Annotated in this window: 16 protein-coding genes; 5 read left to right on the top strand and 11 right to left on the bottom strand. The window is 66.4% G+C overall.

Annotated features, from left to right (window positions below; translation table 11 throughout):
* The 9 genes from ACQ86L_RS13220 to ACQ86L_RS13180 form a co-directional block, all read right to left on the bottom strand.
* Entirely contained in the window at nucleotides 1-654 is a 654-nt protein-coding gene (locus ACQ86L_RS13220) for a hypothetical protein (protein WP_434315806.1), read from the bottom strand.
* Nucleotides 651-2,126: a phenylacetate--CoA ligase family protein gene (locus ACQ86L_RS13215; RefSeq protein WP_434315805.1), complete on the bottom strand. Its 1,476-nt coding sequence runs from the start codon at nucleotides 2,124-2,126 to the stop codon at nucleotides 651-653. The genes ACQ86L_RS13220 and ACQ86L_RS13215 overlap by 4 nt, the downstream gene beginning before the upstream one ends.
* Nucleotides 2,123-2,806 (bottom strand): SDR family NAD(P)-dependent oxidoreductase, encoded by a 684-nt coding sequence (locus ACQ86L_RS13210; RefSeq protein WP_434315804.1) that lies wholly within the window; start codon nucleotides 2,804-2,806, stop codon nucleotides 2,123-2,125. The genes ACQ86L_RS13215 and ACQ86L_RS13210 overlap by 4 nt, the downstream gene beginning before the upstream one ends.
* Nucleotides 2,803-3,450: a flavodoxin family protein gene (locus ACQ86L_RS13205; RefSeq protein WP_434315803.1), complete on the bottom strand. Its 648-nt coding sequence runs from the start codon at nucleotides 3,448-3,450 to the stop codon at nucleotides 2,803-2,805. Before ACQ86L_RS13205 ends, ACQ86L_RS13210 begins: the two co-directional genes overlap by 4 nt.
* Nucleotides 3,450-4,049, bottom strand: coding sequence for an anthranilate synthase component II (locus tag ACQ86L_RS13200; protein WP_434315802.1), 600 nt, complete (start codon nucleotides 4,047-4,049; stop codon nucleotides 3,450-3,452). The genes ACQ86L_RS13205 and ACQ86L_RS13200 overlap by 1 nt, the downstream gene beginning before the upstream one ends.
* Nucleotides 4,046-5,452 (bottom strand): anthranilate synthase component I family protein, encoded by a 1,407-nt coding sequence (locus ACQ86L_RS13195; RefSeq protein ID WP_434318890.1) that lies wholly within the window; start codon nucleotides 5,450-5,452, stop codon nucleotides 4,046-4,048. Before ACQ86L_RS13195 ends, ACQ86L_RS13200 begins: the two co-directional genes overlap by 4 nt.
* Nucleotides 5,453-5,513: 61 nt before the next feature.
* Complete coding sequence (locus tag ACQ86L_RS13190; RefSeq protein WP_434315801.1) at nucleotides 5,514-7,202, bottom strand: thiamine pyrophosphate-binding protein; 1,689 nt, start codon at nucleotides 7,200-7,202, stop codon at nucleotides 5,514-5,516.
* Nucleotides 7,203-7,247: 45 nt separating this feature from the next.
* A complete protein-coding gene (locus tag ACQ86L_RS13185; protein ID WP_434315800.1) occupies nucleotides 7,248-8,363 on the bottom strand; it encodes an isochorismate synthase in 1,116 nt (371 codons plus the stop codon).
* Nucleotides 8,364-8,474: 111 nt separating this feature from the next.
* Nucleotides 8,475-8,861 (bottom strand): hypothetical protein, encoded by a 387-nt coding sequence (locus ACQ86L_RS13180; protein WP_434315799.1) that lies wholly within the window; start codon nucleotides 8,859-8,861, stop codon nucleotides 8,475-8,477.
* A gap of 149 nt (nucleotides 8,862-9,010) precedes the next feature.
* On the opposite strand from ACQ86L_RS13180, the gene ACQ86L_RS13175 reads away from it, so the two are divergent.
* The 5 genes from ACQ86L_RS13175 (at nucleotide 9,011) to ACQ86L_RS13155 (ending at nucleotide 13,967) form a co-directional block, all read left to right on the top strand.
* Nucleotides 9,011-10,192, top strand: a complete 1,182-nt coding sequence (locus tag ACQ86L_RS13175; RefSeq protein WP_434315798.1) for an ROK family transcriptional regulator — start codon at nucleotides 9,011-9,013, stop codon at nucleotides 10,190-10,192.
* Between the two features lie 148 nt (nucleotides 10,193-10,340).
* Nucleotides 10,341-11,459, top strand: a complete 1,119-nt coding sequence (locus ACQ86L_RS13170) for an ABC transporter substrate-binding protein (protein WP_434315797.1) — start codon at nucleotides 10,341-10,343, stop codon at nucleotides 11,457-11,459.
* Between the two features lie 143 nt (nucleotides 11,460-11,602).
* The gene (locus tag ACQ86L_RS13165; protein ID WP_345839167.1) at nucleotides 11,603-12,439 is read left to right on the top strand and encodes an ATP-binding cassette domain-containing protein; all 837 of its coding nucleotides are present in this window, start codon (nucleotides 11,603-11,605) and stop codon (nucleotides 12,437-12,439) included.
* A complete protein-coding gene (locus ACQ86L_RS13160; RefSeq protein WP_434315796.1) occupies nucleotides 12,439-13,692 on the top strand; it encodes a sugar ABC transporter permease in 1,254 nt (417 codons plus the stop codon). Before ACQ86L_RS13165 ends, ACQ86L_RS13160 begins: the two co-directional genes overlap by 1 nt.
* Before the next feature lie 38 nt (nucleotides 13,693-13,730).
* On the top strand, nucleotides 13,731-13,967 hold the full coding sequence (locus ACQ86L_RS13155) for a hypothetical protein (RefSeq protein ID WP_434315795.1): 237 nt from the start codon (nucleotides 13,731-13,733) through the stop codon (nucleotides 13,965-13,967).
* 76 nt (nucleotides 13,968-14,043) lie between these two features.
* Here ACQ86L_RS13155 and hemL read toward each other — a convergent pair whose 3' ends face one another.
* Both hemL and hemB read right to left on the bottom strand, forming a co-directional pair.
* Nucleotides 14,044-15,399 (bottom strand): glutamate-1-semialdehyde 2,1-aminomutase, encoded by a 1,356-nt coding sequence (gene hemL / locus ACQ86L_RS13150; RefSeq protein ID WP_434315794.1) that lies wholly within the window; start codon nucleotides 15,397-15,399, stop codon nucleotides 14,044-14,046.
* A complete protein-coding gene (gene hemB / locus ACQ86L_RS13145) occupies nucleotides 15,396-16,322 on the bottom strand; it encodes a porphobilinogen synthase (RefSeq protein ID WP_434315793.1) in 927 nt (308 codons plus the stop codon). Before hemB ends, hemL begins: the two co-directional genes overlap by 4 nt.
* Nucleotides 16,323-16,349 lie beyond the last annotated feature (27 nt).

Raw genomic sequence — 16,349 nt, 5'->3', positions numbered from 1 at the left:
TTATTCCGTACGAAGTCCGAAGAGCATCCAGACGATCTCCGCCCCTGGTCGTTTGCTGAGCCACGCCAGCTCGTGCTCTTGCCTGCCAAGCTCGTTGCATACAGCAATATCCGCTGCACCATCACCGACGATGGCGGCTGCGTCGCTGGTCGATGACGCGCTTCTGAACTCGTGAGGACGCCCCGCGACGTCGTCGGGAGCGAGCTGGGCATAGATTTCCTGCACTTCGGGCATCGCGGCGACAACCAGCCCACCGGGCTCCGGGAGCTGCCTGTTCGGCTTGACGGCCAGGCCGTAATCAGGAGTTCGGTGCACGAGGACGCATGCCAGTTCCAGGAGCGGATTCCAATGGAATGCGGTCGCGTCTCGGTACGCACTGGGGACGAGCGCATAATCGGCTGCGCCATCCAGTACCTGCTCCAAGGCGACTTCGAATGAAGAACAGAGTTCGATCTCTAGGAGGGAGGCACCCTCGGGAGGAAGGCGCCGCGTCAACTCAGCGAGCACGTCGTGGGCGCTCGTACCCGTGGGGCCGATCGATGCGATCCGAATCCGTCCCCGCGCACGCGAAATACCGTGCAGCCACTCTGCAGCGACCCCGGTTCCGGGAATCGATCGAGGGACCGTGCGGATCGGGGCATGCGGGTTGCTCATGAGTTGATCCCCCTCCCCTTCGCGAGTTGACTGGCGACACGCTCCTCATGGCCGGGCTCGCACCTCCGGTCGAGAATGCGCGCCGCCTTCCAGCTGACGAAGGCACCAGTGCTCACAACAGCATCGAGCTCCTCGAGCACCTCAACTTCGCAACGGACGCCCAGGTCCGTTCGGAACCGATCGACGATCGCTCGGGATTGCGCTGCGACGTGGTCCGCCGTCGGATCTGTCAGCTCCACTCGCACCGTGACGACATCGGAGCCGGTCGCGGGATCGCGGTCGATGACGACTTGATATCCGTAGCAGTCGGTGACGCCATCGAGAACGGCCGTTTCGATCGTCGCGGCAGCGACCTGATTTCCTCCGACGACGAGCTGGTCGAGCACCCGGCCGATGACCTCGATCTGCGCCCCAGGGAGGTCACCCTCGTGCGCAGCGTCATCCGTGATGCGCACGAGGTCACCGGTTCTGTAGCGCACGAGCGGCTTGATGCCATCGGCGACCATCGTCACGCAGAGTTCGCCTGTCCCGCGTTCACCGAGGCTCTCCGACGTCTCCGGATCGATGACTTCGACGATGTAGTTGGTCTCAGCGAGCCGCATGTTCCGGGAGGGGCAGGCGACGCCCATCACGAAAGCCTCCTGCGACCCGTACAGGATGTTGTACGCCGTGACGCCCCAGATGGCATCGACGTTGGCAGCCAGGGCGGGAGTGCACATCTCCCCCGTCAAGAAGAAGAGCTTGACTGAGAAGTCGCGCTCAATGTCGAACCCGTAGTGCCGCGCAGCTCGAGCGAGATTCAAGCACACGCCTGGAGTTGCCACGATCACCTCGAGACGCAGGTCTCGCATGAGTTCGAGAGCTTTCTTGAACCCCACCACCGGCGAGTACGGCCAGATCTTCGCATTGCATGAACCGACGTTTCTCGCGACATCGCCGAGCGTGTCACCGAACGAATGAACCTCGGTCGGTCCCATGAGTCCCACGGAGGGACGGCGATGCCCGAAATGCTTGGTGAAGATCGCGCGCCACGACTCCGTGATGTGGGTATTGCTGGAGATGACCTCCTTGTCGTCTCTCGGGCACGGGGTCGCCCTGCCCGTCGTTCCGGTCGTTTCATAGAAGAACGTCGCCTCCGAGACATCCCCCGACAGGACATCGAACATCTCACGACGCAGATCCTGCTTCGTCGTGAAAGGAAGGGTTGAGAGAGTGTCGAGACTGATCGAAGCGACGTCGATACCCGCAAGGTGTCGCTTGTAGAACGGCGAACGCTCCGTCACTTTTGCGAGGACGCGACCGAGCTGCTGCGAACGCCACTCGTTCAGCGCCCCTGCGGAAAGCGCACGCGCATAGTGACGCTCGGCGATCTCGGTGAAGCGTCCCACGAAATCGTCGTCGTCGCGAGGTCCCGGTAGCCACGCACTACCATCTCGGAGAGCGGTCACCTCAGTCGCGCCTTCTGTTTTCATGCGATTCCTCCGTTGATTTCGATGACAGCCCCCGTTGTCCAGGCGCCTGCAAGTCCAAAAAGCGGTGAGATCATGTGCGCAATCTCCTCGGGGCGTCCCAGACGCTTCAGCAGGTTGGAGGAGCGATAGCTCTCGAGACGATCGCCCGGGATGCGCGACGCCATCGAGCCATCCACGACGCCCGGCGCCACGGCGTTGACGCGAATGCGCGGAGCCAGATGAAGCGCGAGGCTCTTCGTCAGCGCGAGAACGCCGCCCTTGGCTGCTCCGTACGCCACATCGAGGCTCCCATGTTGGCCGCTGATCGAGGCGAGATTCACGATGCGCGCACCATCCTGCGCATACTCGGCAAACGACTGGGACGCCAACCAGGCCGTCACGACGTTCCCTCTCCAGATGCGTTCGAAGTCAGGGAGAGTGGTTGTCGCCGCATCGAGGGCTTCATATACCCCTGCGCAATTGACCAACCCGAAAAGCCGGCCGTTTTCGGCAGCGATTGTCGCAAAGACCTCCGAAACCGCCCGAGGCTCGGCAAGATCCGCGCGGAAGAGGCCCTCGGACTCGTCGCCTGCGAGATCGATCCCGACAGTACGGTAGCCGTCAGCCTCGAGCTGAGCTCGTGTCGTCCGTCCGATGTCGCCCGTCGCTCCGGTCACAACGATTACCCCCGTCATCGTCATGACGCCCTCTCCTTTGAGCCCGGAACCCTCATCGTGCGCCCGAACGCCTGTTCGTGTTCTCTGAGCAGCCAGATCGCTTCGGCCATACGGTCGAGCATCGCCTCGAGCGCGACCACACCCTCGGCGTCGTCGAGCGGTGGCCTGCCGGTCTCTGTCGAGAAGATGGCGGGAAATCCGCTTCCGACCAGCAGCATGCGATTGAGCATCATGTTGTGATAAAGCTGCGAAACGACGTCCAGGTGGGAGTATCTCCGGCCCACGACGATGACTCCTCCGACTTTGTTAGCCAACGGACGCTCGAAGCGCAGATAGCCGACGCCGGCGCGTTCGATGAACGTCTGAAGGAGTGACGCGGTCCCGAAACCATGCACAGGGACGGCGTAGATGATGCCATCGGCCGAGATCAGGCGATCAACGATCGCCGGAACGTCATCGTCTATCTCGCAGTGCGAATCCCGGAAATTGCAGCCGCCGCACGGTCCGCACGGAATCATCGACTGCTCTGCGAGCACGACCGTTTCGAACCGGATCCCGCGCTCCTCCAGATGCCCACGGCAGGAGCGAACGACGGCAGCGGTATCTCCGTCAGTCCGCTCCGAGCCGATTACTGCGACGACGACCGGGCTGCCCTCGAGCGAGGCCATCACAGACCTTGTCGCTCGTCCCACACCGACACGTGCGTTCGGAGGAACGATCGCAAGAGGTCGGTCCCGTGGGTTGTCGTGATGCTCTCCGGATGAAACTGCACGGATTCGATCGGCAAGGTGCGATGACGGAGCCCCATGATGTATCCGTCGTCGCGCGCACGCGCAGTGATCTCGAATTCGGGCGGCACGGTGCTCTCTTCCACGATGAGCGAGTGGTACCTCGTGACGCGCTGGCCCGGGGACGAGAGCGAGAACATTCCCCGTCCGTCGTGGTCGATGCTGCTCGTCTTGCCATGCATCAAATGCGCTGCCGGCACGACTGCCGCCCCGAACGCCGCAGCTATCGCCTGATGCCCGAGGCATACTCCAAGGATCGGAATGCGGCCCGCGAACGCGTGGACGAGTTGGACATGCCCGGAGTCGAGCGGATGCCCCGGTCCGGGGCCGAGGACAAGCAGGTCAGGCTGGACTTCCTGAACGTGATCGACCATCCCTGCTCGGGAACGGACCACTGTCGGACCAGCGTCCAGGCCCATCAAATACTGATCGATGATGAAGACGAAACTGTCGAAGGCGTCGATGAGCAGAGTTCTCAAACCAGTTCCTCCCCCGTCACTGCCCAGTACGTGGCTCCGAGCTTGGTCAGGGTTTCTCGCCACTCGTTCGACGGCACGGAATCCGACACCACACCCGCCGACGCGCGGAGGCTGTAGCTCCCTGCGGAGTGCGCAGCCATGCGGATGGCGAGCCCCAGGATGCTCCACCCTCCGAACCCGATGATGCCGAACGATCCCGCGTAGAGACCACGTCGACTCGTTTCGAGGCCCTCGATAATCTCCATCGCTCGAACCTTCGGGGCACCCGTCATCGTCCCTGCCGGAAAGCTTGCTCGAATGACGTCGTAGACGTCGAAGTGATCCTGGACGCGCGCTGAAACATTCGAAACGAGGTGGAACATGTGCGAATACGTCTCGACGACCATGAGATCGGGAACATCGACACTCATCGGTTCGGCGATGCGACCGAGATCGTTGCGGCAGAGATCCACGAGCATGATGTGCTCCGCGCGCTCCTTCGGATCAGCGAGGAGACCTCTGACGGCCCGCACATTCTCGTCTTCACTCTCGTGTCGACGCGTCGTGCCTGCGATCGGCCGCATCGTCACGGTGCCTCCACCGGCGCGGACGAAGAGCTCCGGGCTCGCGCCGACAACGACCCTGTCGGCTATCGGGAGGAGACACATGTACGGAGACGGATTGCGCCAGCGAAGCCGGCGGTACACGTCCATGTGATCAGCGTCGGTCTTCACCGTGATCTCGTGGCCGAGCTGCACCTGATAGATATCCCCGAGGCGAATGTGCTCGAGACACATATTCGCTCGGCGAACGAATTCCGCTTCGTCCACGTCGTCTGTGATCCCGATGGGCGGCGGCACCGGAACCGGGGCGCCATCATCGTCGTGTCGGCTACCAGTTGCCTCGATCTGCTCGACGAGTTGCTCGATGTCCAACCCTGGCCAGATCGGCGATTCGGCGATCGTGATGACGGCCGTGTTGGTCTCCAGGTCCACGTTGACCAGACCATGAACGAGACTGAAGACCGCGTCCGGCACAGGGTCATCCCCATCGGGAATCGTGCGCGGCAACTGCTCGATGTAACGCACAGCGTCGTAGCCGTAATAGACCAGCAGTCCGAATCCGAACTCATCTGGATCGCCCTCGAAGTCGAAGGTCGCTTCGACCGCCCGCGGAAGCCGCCAGAGGGCGTCGTCGTCGCACAGCACGAGTTCTTCTTCGACGACACGAACCACCCCGGCGTCGAGCAGAGCAGCTTGAGTCGACTGTCGTACTCTCGGAAGGCCCTTCAGCGTGACTCGCCCGCGGTGCACCGAGATTTCGAGCAATCCGGTGATGCCGATCAGGGAGTTCCGCGTATCGATCGAGGGCCCCGCGAGGGATTCGAACAGGAAAGCCGAGCTCTGCCCCACGGCCTCCCTCAGCGCGATCAGGCAATCGAGCGGATCGCTGACCTGGACCGGCTTTTCCGGATCGTCACCGATGTCACGCCTTCACCTCGGCCTTCATCGCTTTTGCTCGCAGCATCTCAGCCATCCTCGCCAACGTCGGAGGGGCGTCGAGGGCATCGGTCATGACCTCGATGAAATAAGCGCGGGTCGGATCGTCGAACGCTTTCGTGAGCACTTCAGCGAGGGACCTCGAATCGCGGACGGTGTCGATCGTCAGTGACGACTCCGGAACTCCCAATGCGCGGGGCACACGAGGCCAATCCCAGGTTGCAATGCTGTTGTAGCCGGCCCGGGGACCTCGAATGACGCGCTCCACGGTGTAGCCGTCATTGTTAACGAGAATGACGACAGGGTTGAGCCGTTCGCGATGGATGAGGCCGAACTCCTGAGCCACTAATTGAGTGGCTCCGTCTCCTATTACGGCAACCACCCGTCGTGAACGATCGCCGATCGCCGCGCCCAGAGCAGCGGGAAGCGAATAGCCGATTGCGCTCCAAATCGGAGCGGGTTCGAAGGCGGTGTCGTCGGGAAAGGCGATGTCCAAGGCGCCATAGTGGGACGTGCCGGTGTCGGCGAAGAGCCGGGTGTGCCGGGGCAGCGAACTGGCTATCGACGCCCACAACTGGTCTTGTGTCAGCGCCGCGTCTCGAACATGCGGCCGGATCGACGCAAGCGGGGGCGTAGCCGGGATCGTGATGAGGCACTCTTGCCGCTTGGGCCACTGGTCGGATAGAAGGTCGAGTAGTTCGACGAAGCGAACGCCCTCAAGAGTTTGTCCACCCCAGCGCAGCCCGTCGCGGGAGACCACAAGCGTGGAGCCTGGTGCGAACGCGTGGCTCAGGCCGCCCGTCGTGGTGTCCGCGAGCGTGCAGCCGATCAGGACACGACCGTCCTGGCCCTCGACCGCGTCACGGATGGCCGAGTTCGACAGCTTGCCGTTGTAGACACCGAGGTAGCCGTTCACAGACTCATCCACGACGCCTTTCGAATTGGGCAATGTCGCCATGCGTGTGCCGCGTTCGATGAGGATGGCGGCCAGATCGGTGCGCGCCCATCGCGCGATCAGGTGCCCCATCACCGCAATAGCAGACGGGAACCGATCGAAGTAGTCCGCAATCAGCGCACGCGCTGACTCACGCTTGTCGCTCTTCTGACCGATCACGGCGATCGGGCGTTCGAGCGAAGCCCGCGAAACAGGAGCGAGCGAGAGGTCTTGGGGAACGAGCAGGTAAGTCGGCAGGCGAGAGGCGGTCCATTGGCTGAGCGCACGATCGATGTCCAGGGCAGCGGATCGTGGCCCTACGACGTGCTGACTATGTGTGATCTCTGCGGCGACGCGAAGGAACCGCGAGTGGTCTCCATCCGCAAGCGTGTGGTGCACGAGAGCGCCCGCCGACATGGCTGCGGTCGTCGGTGAGGAGACGATGTGAAGCACGCCCACGTCTTCAGCCATGGACCCCGCGACTGCGCCGGATGCTCCCAACTCGCCGACCCCGAAGGTCGTGGCCAGGACCCCCAGTCCGCGAGCACGCGCGTAGCCGTCTGCGGCGTACGCAGCTCCGAGTTCAGAGGCGGCACCCACCCAGGCCAGCTCGTCGAAAGTCTCGAGCTCATCGAGGAGCGCCAGGGAGAAGTCTCCGGGCAATCCGAACACACTGTCGACGCCTAGTTGCACCAACCGCTCGAATAGATACCGAGCCAGCGGAACGGTGGCATCGCTCATTGTTCTCCCCCGGGCCGACGAGATAGTTCCCTCGGCCAAAACTCATCAGATGTCGGCGCTGGCTCCCAGAGCCTGCAGCATCGGACGCAACTTCAGTGCAGTCTCGGCATATTCAGAAGCCGGCTCGGAGCCGCGAACGACTCCCGCTCCAACATCTAAAATTGCAGACCTAGCATAGACGTTAGCGGCTCGGAGGATTATCCGCCAGTCGCCGTCCCCTCGCTTGTTCTGCCACCCCACGTAGCCGGTGTAGAAGCCCCGGTCACGCGCTTCGACCTCTCGAATGAACTGTCGGGCAGTTTCGCCGGGCAACCCGCAGACAGCCGCAGTGGGGTGCAGAAGCTCGGCGAAGGCGAGCGAATCCCGACTCTCGCTCGGATCGAGATCGGCCCGAACAGTGCTCTTGAGATGCCAGATGAACGCCGTCTCGAGGAGATGGGGGCCATCGATCGCAACCTTCCCGGCCTGCCGTAACCGATCGGAGATGCCTTCGGCCACGAAAGCATGCTCAGCGAGGTCTTTGGGCGAGTTGAGGAGCGCCTGTACGGCGTTGATGTCGTCGCGGACATCGCCCCTTCTGGCGGCGGAACCCGCAAGGGGGCCGGATTCCACGACCGAGCCCCTCTTGGACACCAGGACCTCGGGACTGGCGCCCATGAACCGTCGATCACCGTCTCGGAAGGCGAAGGAGAGCGCGGAAGAGTCCTCCGCCAGCCGCCCGAGCAGTCGGTCGAGATCGATGTCGACCTGGCCGACGACCTCGACCGCCCGAGACAAGACCACCTTGTCGAGTACACCGAGCTGGATTTGCCTGAGCGCTTTCCCCACTGAAGCGATGAAGTCGGCTTCGGGCGTCAACGCCCTCGTTTCCCAGCGCTGCTCGACCTGGCCCGCTTTCGGCGAACGGTTCGCCGCTGCCGCTCGTACGACCGTGAAGGGCCTCGGCGTGCCCACCCACAGCACCCCCGCGGAATCAGGGTCGAACGGAGCAGCGCCTGCGATGACGGCATCGTCGTCTCGAAAAGCGAGCCTTCGACGGGCTGCTTCGGCCTGCTGTCTGAAAGGTCGATCCCGCGAAATCTGTTCCGCGTCGACGAGGCAGAACGAATGCGCTGGGTCGCCCCAGACGAAGTCCGCTCGGTGCAGCAAAGATGTCGTCACGCAGGGTTGCCTCGGCTCGGTCCTATAAGCGTCGCCCCAACGCCACACGCGCTGCGAGTCGGTATTTCAATCTTATACTCTCGCAGGCGACAGCAGATCGCGCTCCAGCCGTCAGTCGATGATCTCTCCGTCGGCCGGGATCTCGCTCACGTCCACGCGCAGCGCCTCCACCAGCTTCGCGGCGTGCGGCGTCGAGACGATCACGCGGGAGAACTCCTCGCCGTCGAGGTCGACGACCACCGCGGCGCGCTGCTTGCCCTTGATGAGGAGGAAGTCCTTGCCGCCGTGGAACTTCCACGTCCCGACCGAGAGCGTGAGCGGGACGGCGGCACCGGGGGCGCGGATGCCGCGGATCCAGATCCAGGGGTCCTCCGTGATCGCGACCGATCGGATGCTCTCCCGCGGGATCACCAGATCCTCCCGACGCACGGAGAGCACCTTCTCGGCCCGGGTGAGGTGGATCTCCAGGCGGTCGGGGTGAACGTGCAGGTCGGCCATAGCTCTATCCTGCCCGCCGACCGGGGTCGGCGGGGGTCGCGAACCTCACAAACCCGTAACCGTTGGCTTGGAGGGCCGCGACGGACGGCGTGCAGCGGTCGCAGGACTCTCATGATCCGCTTGCCCGAGCGGCATGTATCCTTCTCGTCGTGGCAACGCAGCGGCGGACTCCGGGCTCGCAGACTTCACTTCGTGAAGCCAACCGGGCTCGGATCGTCGACGCCATCAAGAAGCACGGCGGCCTGACGCAGGTCGAGCTGGCCGGGGCGACGGGGCTCTCCCCCGCCACCGTCTCCAACATCGTCAAGGAGCTCGCCACCTCCGGCGTGCTGCACACCGCGCAGAGCATCCGCTCGGGACGGCGCGCCCAGCACGTCACACTCGCCCATGCGCTCGGGCTCGTGGTCGGCGTCCACTTCTCCACCCGGCACCTGCGCGTCGCGCTGGCCGACGTGGCGAACACGGTCGTCGCCGAGAACCACATGCCGCTCGCCAAGGACCACCGCGCGGACAACGAGCTCGACAAGGTCGCGCTGCTGCTGCAGGACATGCTCGACTCGGTCGACGCGACCCGCGACGAGGTGCTGGCGGTCGGGCTCGCGGTGCCGGCGCCCCTCGACAGGGCCACCGGCACGATCGCGCGCAGCGGCATCATGCGCGGCTGGGACGGCGTGGTGATCGCGGAGGCCCTGGAGCGCCGGGTGAAGCGCCCGGTCTTCATCGACAACGCCGCCAACCTGACGGCCCTGGCAGAGTCGCGGCTCGGCGCCGGGCGCGGCAAGCGCACGTCCATCACCCTCGACGTCGGCGACGGGATCGGGGCGGGGCTCCTCCTCAACGGCCAGCTCTTCCGGGGCAACAACGGCGTCGCGGGCGAGTTCGGCCACACCACGATCCGGGAGAACGGGCCGCTCTGCCGTTGCGGGAACCGTGGCTGCCTGGAGGCCATCGCCGGCGGCCCCGCGATCCTGGACGAGCTGCGCGACCACCTCGGCAGCCTGAAGCTGGGCGACGTCGTCCTGCAGGCGATGGCCGGCGACGCCCGCTGCATCCGGGCGATCGCGGACGCCGGGCGGCACATCGGCATCGCGACGGCGAATCTCTGCAACCTGCTCGACCCGGAGCGGGTCGTGGTGGGCGGCGAGCTCGCCCGCGCGGGAGAGCTGCTGCTCGGCCCGATGCGCCACGCCGTCGAGCGATCCATCATCGTGAACCAGGACCTCATGCCCGACATCGTCCAAGGCCAGCTCGGTGTGCGGGCGGCCACGCTCGGCGCCGTGGCCCACGCGGTCGACAGCGTCTCGATCACGAGCGTGGGGGTCGCCGTCTGACCGCTCGCGGCGCGCGTGTCCCCCATTGACCCCCGTCCGTGACGAACCGTTATCGAAAGCTTGAATTCAAGTATTGACGCCAACGGCCGGGCTTTGACACACTCAACCCAGCCGCCAACGTCGGCGGCCTCGAATCGGAGGTTTTTCAATGAAGATCGCCACCAAGAGAGCGGTCATGGCGTCCGCCGCGATCCTGGCCACAGCCCTCACTCTCACAGCCTGTTCGAACGGTTCCGGCAACTCCTCGACGAACAACGCGTCGGGCGCCGCGAACGCCAAGATCGGCCTCCTCCTGCCCGACTCGGTCACCGCCCGCTACGAAGCGGCGGACAAGCCGTACTTCGAGGCGAAGGTCAAGTCGCTCTGCTCCGGCTGCACCGTCCTGTACGCGAACGCGGACGGCGACGCCAGCAAGCAGCAGCAGCAGGCCGAGTCGATGCTGACCCAGGGTGTCAAGGTGCTCGTCCTCGACCCGTTCGACGGCGAGGCCGCCGCGTCGATCGTCGGCGAGGCGAAGGCCAAGAACATCCCGGTCATCTCCTACGACCGTCTCATCAACAGCCCCGACCTGAACTACTACATCTCGTTCGACAACGAGAAGGTCGGGAAGCTGCAGGCCACGGCGCTGGTCGACAAGCTGAAGAAGGACGGCGTCCCGTCCGGCAGCGGCATCCTGATGGTCAACGGTTCGCCGACCGACAACAACGCGACCCTCTTCAAGAAGGGCGCGCACAGCGTCATCGACTCCAGCGGCTACAAGGTGCTGGCCGAGTTCGACACACCAGGATGGGACCCCGCCAAGGCCCAGGACTGGGTGTCCGGTCAGGTCTCGCAGTTCAAGAACCAGATCAAGGGCGTCTACGCGGCGAACGACGGCACCGGCGGTGGCGCGATCGCGGCCATGAAGGCGGCCAACCTGAGCCCGCTGCCCCCGACGACCGGTCAGGACGCTGAGCTCGCGGGTATCCAGCGGATCCTCGCCGGCGACCAGTACATGACCGTCTACAAGGCGCTGAAGCCGGAGGCCGAGCAGGCGGCGACGCTCGCCATCGCTCTGACCAAGGGCCAGAAGCCGTCCGAGCAGACCAGCGAGGTCGCCACGGCGGGCGGCGCGAAGATCGCGTCCATCCTGCTGACCCCGGTCGCGGTGACCACGGACAACATCGAGTCCACGGTCGTGAAGGACGAGTTCTACGGTCCCGACTCCGCCTCGAAGATCTGCACCGCGGACTACAAGACGGCGTGCGACAAGTACGGCATCAAGTAACACAACCGATTCACCTGGGGCCACCCGGCCCGGAGTTGCGGAATCCCGCATCCCCGGGCCGGGTGGTTCCGCCATACAGTTAGCCCAAGCACCGACAGCTACACGCGTACGACGCGTCAGGCCCGAAGGAGAACGCCGTGACGATGGAATCCCCGGTCACCGACCAGGAGCGGTCCAGCCGACAGCCCGTCCTCTCGCTACGGGGGGTGTCGAAGGGGTTCGGAGCAGTGCAGGCGCTCACCGACATCCACCTCGACGTCTACCCGGGAGAGGTCGTCGCCCTCGTCGGCGACAACGGCGCGGGGAAGTCGACCCTGGTCAAGATCCTCGCGGGGGTCCACCCGCAGGACGCGGGGACGATCACCTTCGACGGTCAGGACGTCCACATCCCGTCGCCCGCGGCGTCCCGCGGGCTCGGCATCGCCACGGTGTTCCAGGACCTCGCGCTCTGCGACAACCTGGACGTCGTGTCCAATCTCTTCCTCGGACGGGAGATCACCCGAGGAACGCTCGACGAGGAGGAGATGGAGAAGCGGTCGTGGAGCCTGCTGCGGCAGCTCTCGGCGCGCATCCCGTCGGTGCGCATCGCGGTCGCGTCGCTCTCCGGAGGCCAGCGCCAGACCGTCGCGATCGCCCGCTCGCTGATCGGCGAGCCGCGCGTCGTCATCCTCGACGAGCCGACGGCCGCCCTCGGCGTCGCGCAGACCGCCGAGGTGCTGAACCTCATCGAGCGCCTGCGCGAGCGCGGCCTCGGGGTCATCCTGATCAGCCACAACATGGCCGACGTCCAGGCGGTCGCCGACCGGGTCGCCGTGCTCCGGCTCGGCCGCAACAACGGGGACTTCCGCGTCCCCGACGTCAGCTACGAAGAGATCATCTCGGCGATCACCGGCGCCACCGACAACGTCGTCGCGCAGCGGGCCGAGCGCATCGAGGAGCGCGTCGAGCGCGTGGAGAACAGCGAAGGGAACCAGGCCTGATGACCAAGGCACCAGAGACTCCGGCCCAGATCGCGGCCGACCTCCAGGACGAACGACTCATCCGCGAGGAGGGGCTCGGCGGCGCGGTGCGCGCATTCGGGCGCCGGGTGCGCGGCGGCGACCTCGGCTCGCTGCCCGTCGTCGTCGGGCTGATCGTGATCTGGGTCGTGTTCCAGATCCTGAACCCCAACTTCCTCAGCGCGAACAACCTGGTCAACCTGACCTTGCAGTGCGCTGCGATCGGCACCATCTCGATCGGCATCGTGCTGGTGCTGCTGCTCGGGCAGATCGACCTCTCGGTCGGCTCGGTCAGCGGTGTCGCTGCGGCGATCCTCGGCGTCGGGTTCACGCAGCTCCACTGGCCCCTCGCTCTGACCGTGATCGTCGCGATCCTCGCGGGCTCGGCCATCGGCTACCTCTACGGCCTGCTGTTCACCCGGTTCGGCGTCCCGAGCTTCGTCATCACGCTGGCCGGCCTCCTGGGCTTCCTGGGCGTGCAGCTCTGGATCCTCGGGCCGAACAGCTCGATCAACATCCCCTACGACTCGTGGATTGTGAAGTTCGCGCAGCAGACCTTCCTGCCGCCGTGGGCGGCCTACGCGCTCGCCGCGATCGCCGCGATCGCGATGTTCTGGTCGGACTGGCGCCGCAACGCCCGGCGTCGCCGCGCCGGCCTGTCGGAAGGCTCGATGGCGATCGTGCTGATCAAGGCCGCGCTCCTGCTCGTCGGCCTCTGCATCGCCGTCTGGTACCTCTCCACCGACCGCGGCACGGGAGCGATGTTCCTGCTGTTCGTCGTGCTCGTGATCGTGATGAACTTCTTCCTGACGCGCACCAAGTGGGGCCGCTCGGTGTTCGCCGTCGGTGGGTCCGTGGAGGCCGCACGGCGAGCCGGTATCAAGGTGAACCGGGTGTTCATCAGCGTGTTCATCCTGTGTTCGACCTTCGCCGCGATCGGCGGACTGCTCGCCGCGGCCCGCCTCGCATCGGTGAGCGCGTCGTCCGGTGGCACCGACACCAACCTGAACGCGATCGCGGCGGCGGTCATCGGCGGCACGAGCCTCTTCGGCGGCCGTGGATCGGCATGGTCGGCACTGCTCGGCATCCTGGTCATCCAGTCGATCTCGAACGGCCTGACGCTGCTCAACCTCGACTCGTCGTACCGCTTCATGATCACCGGAGCGGTGCTGCTGCTCGCCGTGATCATCGACTCGCTGTCCCGCCGCTCGCGCGAATCGCACGGGCAGGCCTAGCGGGACAGCACTCCGGGCGGGTGTGAGAAGGTGGACCGGTGACCCGAACCACCACCTTCCACGCCCGCCTTCTCCGTTCGGGCGTCGACCCGCAGACGGTGACGGTGCGGGCGTCGTCGGACGTGCCGCCGCGCACGCTGCGGCGCGCGGCCGGTGGTGGGGGCACCCTCAACTTCGACGTCTACGCGCTGCTCGACGCCGACGGCTGGCCCAGTTCGGCCACCTACACCTACGTCGAATCCCTCTCCCGCACCCCCTCCGCGTCCGACGAGTGATTCCGGACGCCGAGGGGCACGTTGTTGTCACTTCTGCGCCCGAAAAGTGACAACAACGTGCCCTTCGGCGAAAGGGTCAGGCCGGGGTGGCTCGGGCGGCGGCGCGGGCGGCGGCGGGGAGGGCGGTGAGGATGCGGTCCACGGCGGTGTCGTCGTGGGCGGCCGTGACGAACCACGCCTCGAAGACGCTCGGCGGCAGCGAGACGCCCGCGTCGAGCATCGCGTGGAAGAACGGCCGGTAGCGGAACGCCTCCTGCGACTGCACCTCGGCGTAGGTCCGCGGCGCGGCCGCGAAGTCGCCGAAGACGAAGCTGAACAGGTTGCCCGCGCGCTGAACGCGGTGGGCGACGCCCTCAACGGCGAGAGCGTCGGAGACCGCGCCCGACAGCGTATCGGCCACGACATCCAGCCGGTCGTAGACCGCCTCGTCGGCGTGCGCCAGTGTGGCGAGGCCCGCGGCGACCGCGACCGGGTTTCCGGAGAGGGTGCCGGCCTGGTAGACCGGGCCGGTCGGGGCCAGGAAGTCCATGAGCTCGGCGCGTCCGCCGACGGCCGCCAGCGGCATCCCGCCGCCGATGACCTTGCCGAAGGTGACCAGATCGGGCGTGTAGCCGCGGTCCAAGCCCCAGTACCCCGCCTCGCTCACCCGGAATCCGGTGAGCACCTCGTCGAGGATGAGCAGCGCGCCGTACTCGTGGGCGAGGTCGGTCAACGCGGCGTTGAAGCCCTCGTCGGGGGCGACGACGCCCATGTTCGCGGCGGCGGCCTCGGTGATCACGGCCGCGATGTCCGGGCCGTTCGCCTCGAAGGCGGCGCGCACGGCGTCGAGGTCGTTGTACGGGAGGACCAGCGTCTGCGCGGCGGTCGCCTCGGTGACGCCCGCGGAGCCGGGCAGCGACAGCGTCGCGAGTCCCGATCCGGCCTCGGCGAGGAGGCTGTCCGAGTGGCCGTGGTAGTGGCCGGCGAACTTGATCAGCAGCGGGCGGCCGGTGAAGCCGCGCGCCAGGCGGATCGCGGTCATGGTCGCCTCGGTGCCGGTGGAGACGAGCCGCAGCTTGTCGATGAACGGCACCCGCCCGAGCACGGCCTCCGCGAGCTCGGTCTCGGCCGGCGTGGAGGCGCCGAACGAGAGCCCGCGCCCGGCGGCCGCCTGCACGGCGTCGATCACGGCAGGATGCGCGTGGCCGAGGATCGCCGGACCCCACGACGCGACCAGATCGACGTACTCGCGCCCCTGCGCGTCCACAATGTAGGGGCCGTGCGCCGACACCATGAAGCGCGGCGTGCCGCCGACCGAGCGGAAAGCACGGACCGGGGAGTTCACGCCGCCGGGGATCACGCGCTGCGCGCGCTCGAACTGGGCGAGGTTGATGTCGCCGAGCGCGGCGTCGTCGGCCAGGCCCTGCAGGTCCTGGGAGTCGGTGTCGTTCATCGCAGCCATCCCGCGACCTCGGTCGCCCAGTAGGTGAGCACGGCGTCGGCGCCCGCACGGCGCGTGCCGATCAGGGTCTCCTCGATGACGCGCTCGCGGTCGATCCAGCCGTTCGCGGCTGCGGCCTCCACCATCGCGTACTCGCCGGAGACCTGGTAGGCCCACACCGGCACGTCGCTGATGGCGGCGACGTCGCTGAGGACGTCGAGGTAGCTGAGGGCCGGCTTCACCATGAGGATGTCGGCGCCCTCGTCGAGGTCGAGCCGCGCCTCGCGCAGGCCCTCGCGGCGGTTCGCCGGGTCCTGCTGGTAGGCGCGGCGGTCGCCCGAGAGCTGCGAGTCGACGGCCTCCCGGAACGGGCCGTAGAAGCCGGAGGCGTACTTGGCGGCGTAGGCGAGGATGACGACGTCGGTGCGGCCGGCGGCGTCGAGCGCGTCGCGCACGGCGGCGACCTGGCCGTCCATCATCCCGCTCAGGCCGAGGAGCTGCGAGCCGGCCTCCGCCTGCGCGATGGCCATGTCCCGGTAGCGCAACAGCGTGGCGTCGTTGTCGACGTGGCCCTCGCCGTCGAGCACGCCGCAGTGGCCGTGGTCGGTGAACTCGTCCAGGCACAGGTCGGTCTGGACGACGAGGGCGTCGCCCACTTCGGAGGCGAGCGCGCGGGTGGCGACGTTGAGGATGCCGTCCGGGTCGGTCGCGGCGGTGCCGGTCGCGTCGCGGGTCTCCGGGACGCCGAAGAGCATGACGCCGCCGACGCCGGCCTCCGCGGCCTCCACGGCGGCACGCTTCAGGGAGTCGAGGCTGTGCTGCACGACGCCGGGCATGGAGCCGATCGGCTGCGGCTCGGAGGCGCCCTCCCGCACGAACAGCGGGAGGATCAGCTCGGCCGGATGGAGGCGGGTCTCGGCCGTCAGACGGCGCATGGCAGGTGACTGCCGGAGGCGCCGGGG

Source organism: Leifsonia sp. P73 (assembly GCF_051059105.1).
GTDB lineage: Bacteria > Actinomycetota > Actinomycetes > Actinomycetales > Microbacteriaceae > Leifsonia.
Note: the sequence above shows the minus strand (reverse complement) of the source record. Positions and strands in the feature narration are given on the sequence as shown.

Coding starts and splice junctions, on each gene's coding strand:
- ACQ86L_RS13220 (WP_434315806.1), bottom strand. CDS start 654: ATGAGCAACCCGCATGCCCCGATCCGCACGGTCCCTCGATCGATTCCC.
- ACQ86L_RS13215 (WP_434315805.1), bottom strand. CDS start 2,126: ATGAAAACAGAAGGCGCGACTGAGGTGACCGCTCTCCGAGATGGTAGT.
- ACQ86L_RS13210 (WP_434315804.1), bottom strand. CDS start 2,806: ATGACGATGACGGGGGTAATCGTTGTGACCGGAGCGACGGGCGACATC.
- ACQ86L_RS13205 (WP_434315803.1), bottom strand. CDS start 3,450: ATGGCCTCGCTCGAGGGCAGCCCGGTCGTCGTCGCAGTAATCGGCTCG.
- ACQ86L_RS13190 (WP_434315801.1), bottom strand. CDS start 7,202: ATGAGCGATGCCACCGTTCCGCTGGCTCGGTATCTATTCGAGCGGTTG.
- ACQ86L_RS13180 (WP_434315799.1), bottom strand. CDS start 8,861: ATGGCCGACCTGCACGTTCACCCCGACCGCCTGGAGATCCACCTCACC.
- ACQ86L_RS13170 (WP_434315797.1), top strand. CDS start 10,341: ATGAAGATCGCCACCAAGAGAGCGGTCATGGCGTCCGCCGCGATCCTG.
- ACQ86L_RS13165 (WP_345839167.1), top strand. CDS start 11,603: ATGGAATCCCCGGTCACCGACCAGGAGCGGTCCAGCCGACAGCCCGTC.
- ACQ86L_RS13160 (WP_434315796.1), top strand. CDS start 12,439: ATGACCAAGGCACCAGAGACTCCGGCCCAGATCGCGGCCGACCTCCAG.
- hemL (WP_434315794.1), bottom strand. CDS start 15,399: ATGAACGACACCGACTCCCAGGACCTGCAGGGCCTGGCCGACGACGCC.
- hemB (WP_434315793.1), bottom strand. CDS start 16,322: ATGCGCCGTCTGACGGCCGAGACCCGCCTCCATCCGGCCGAGCTGATC.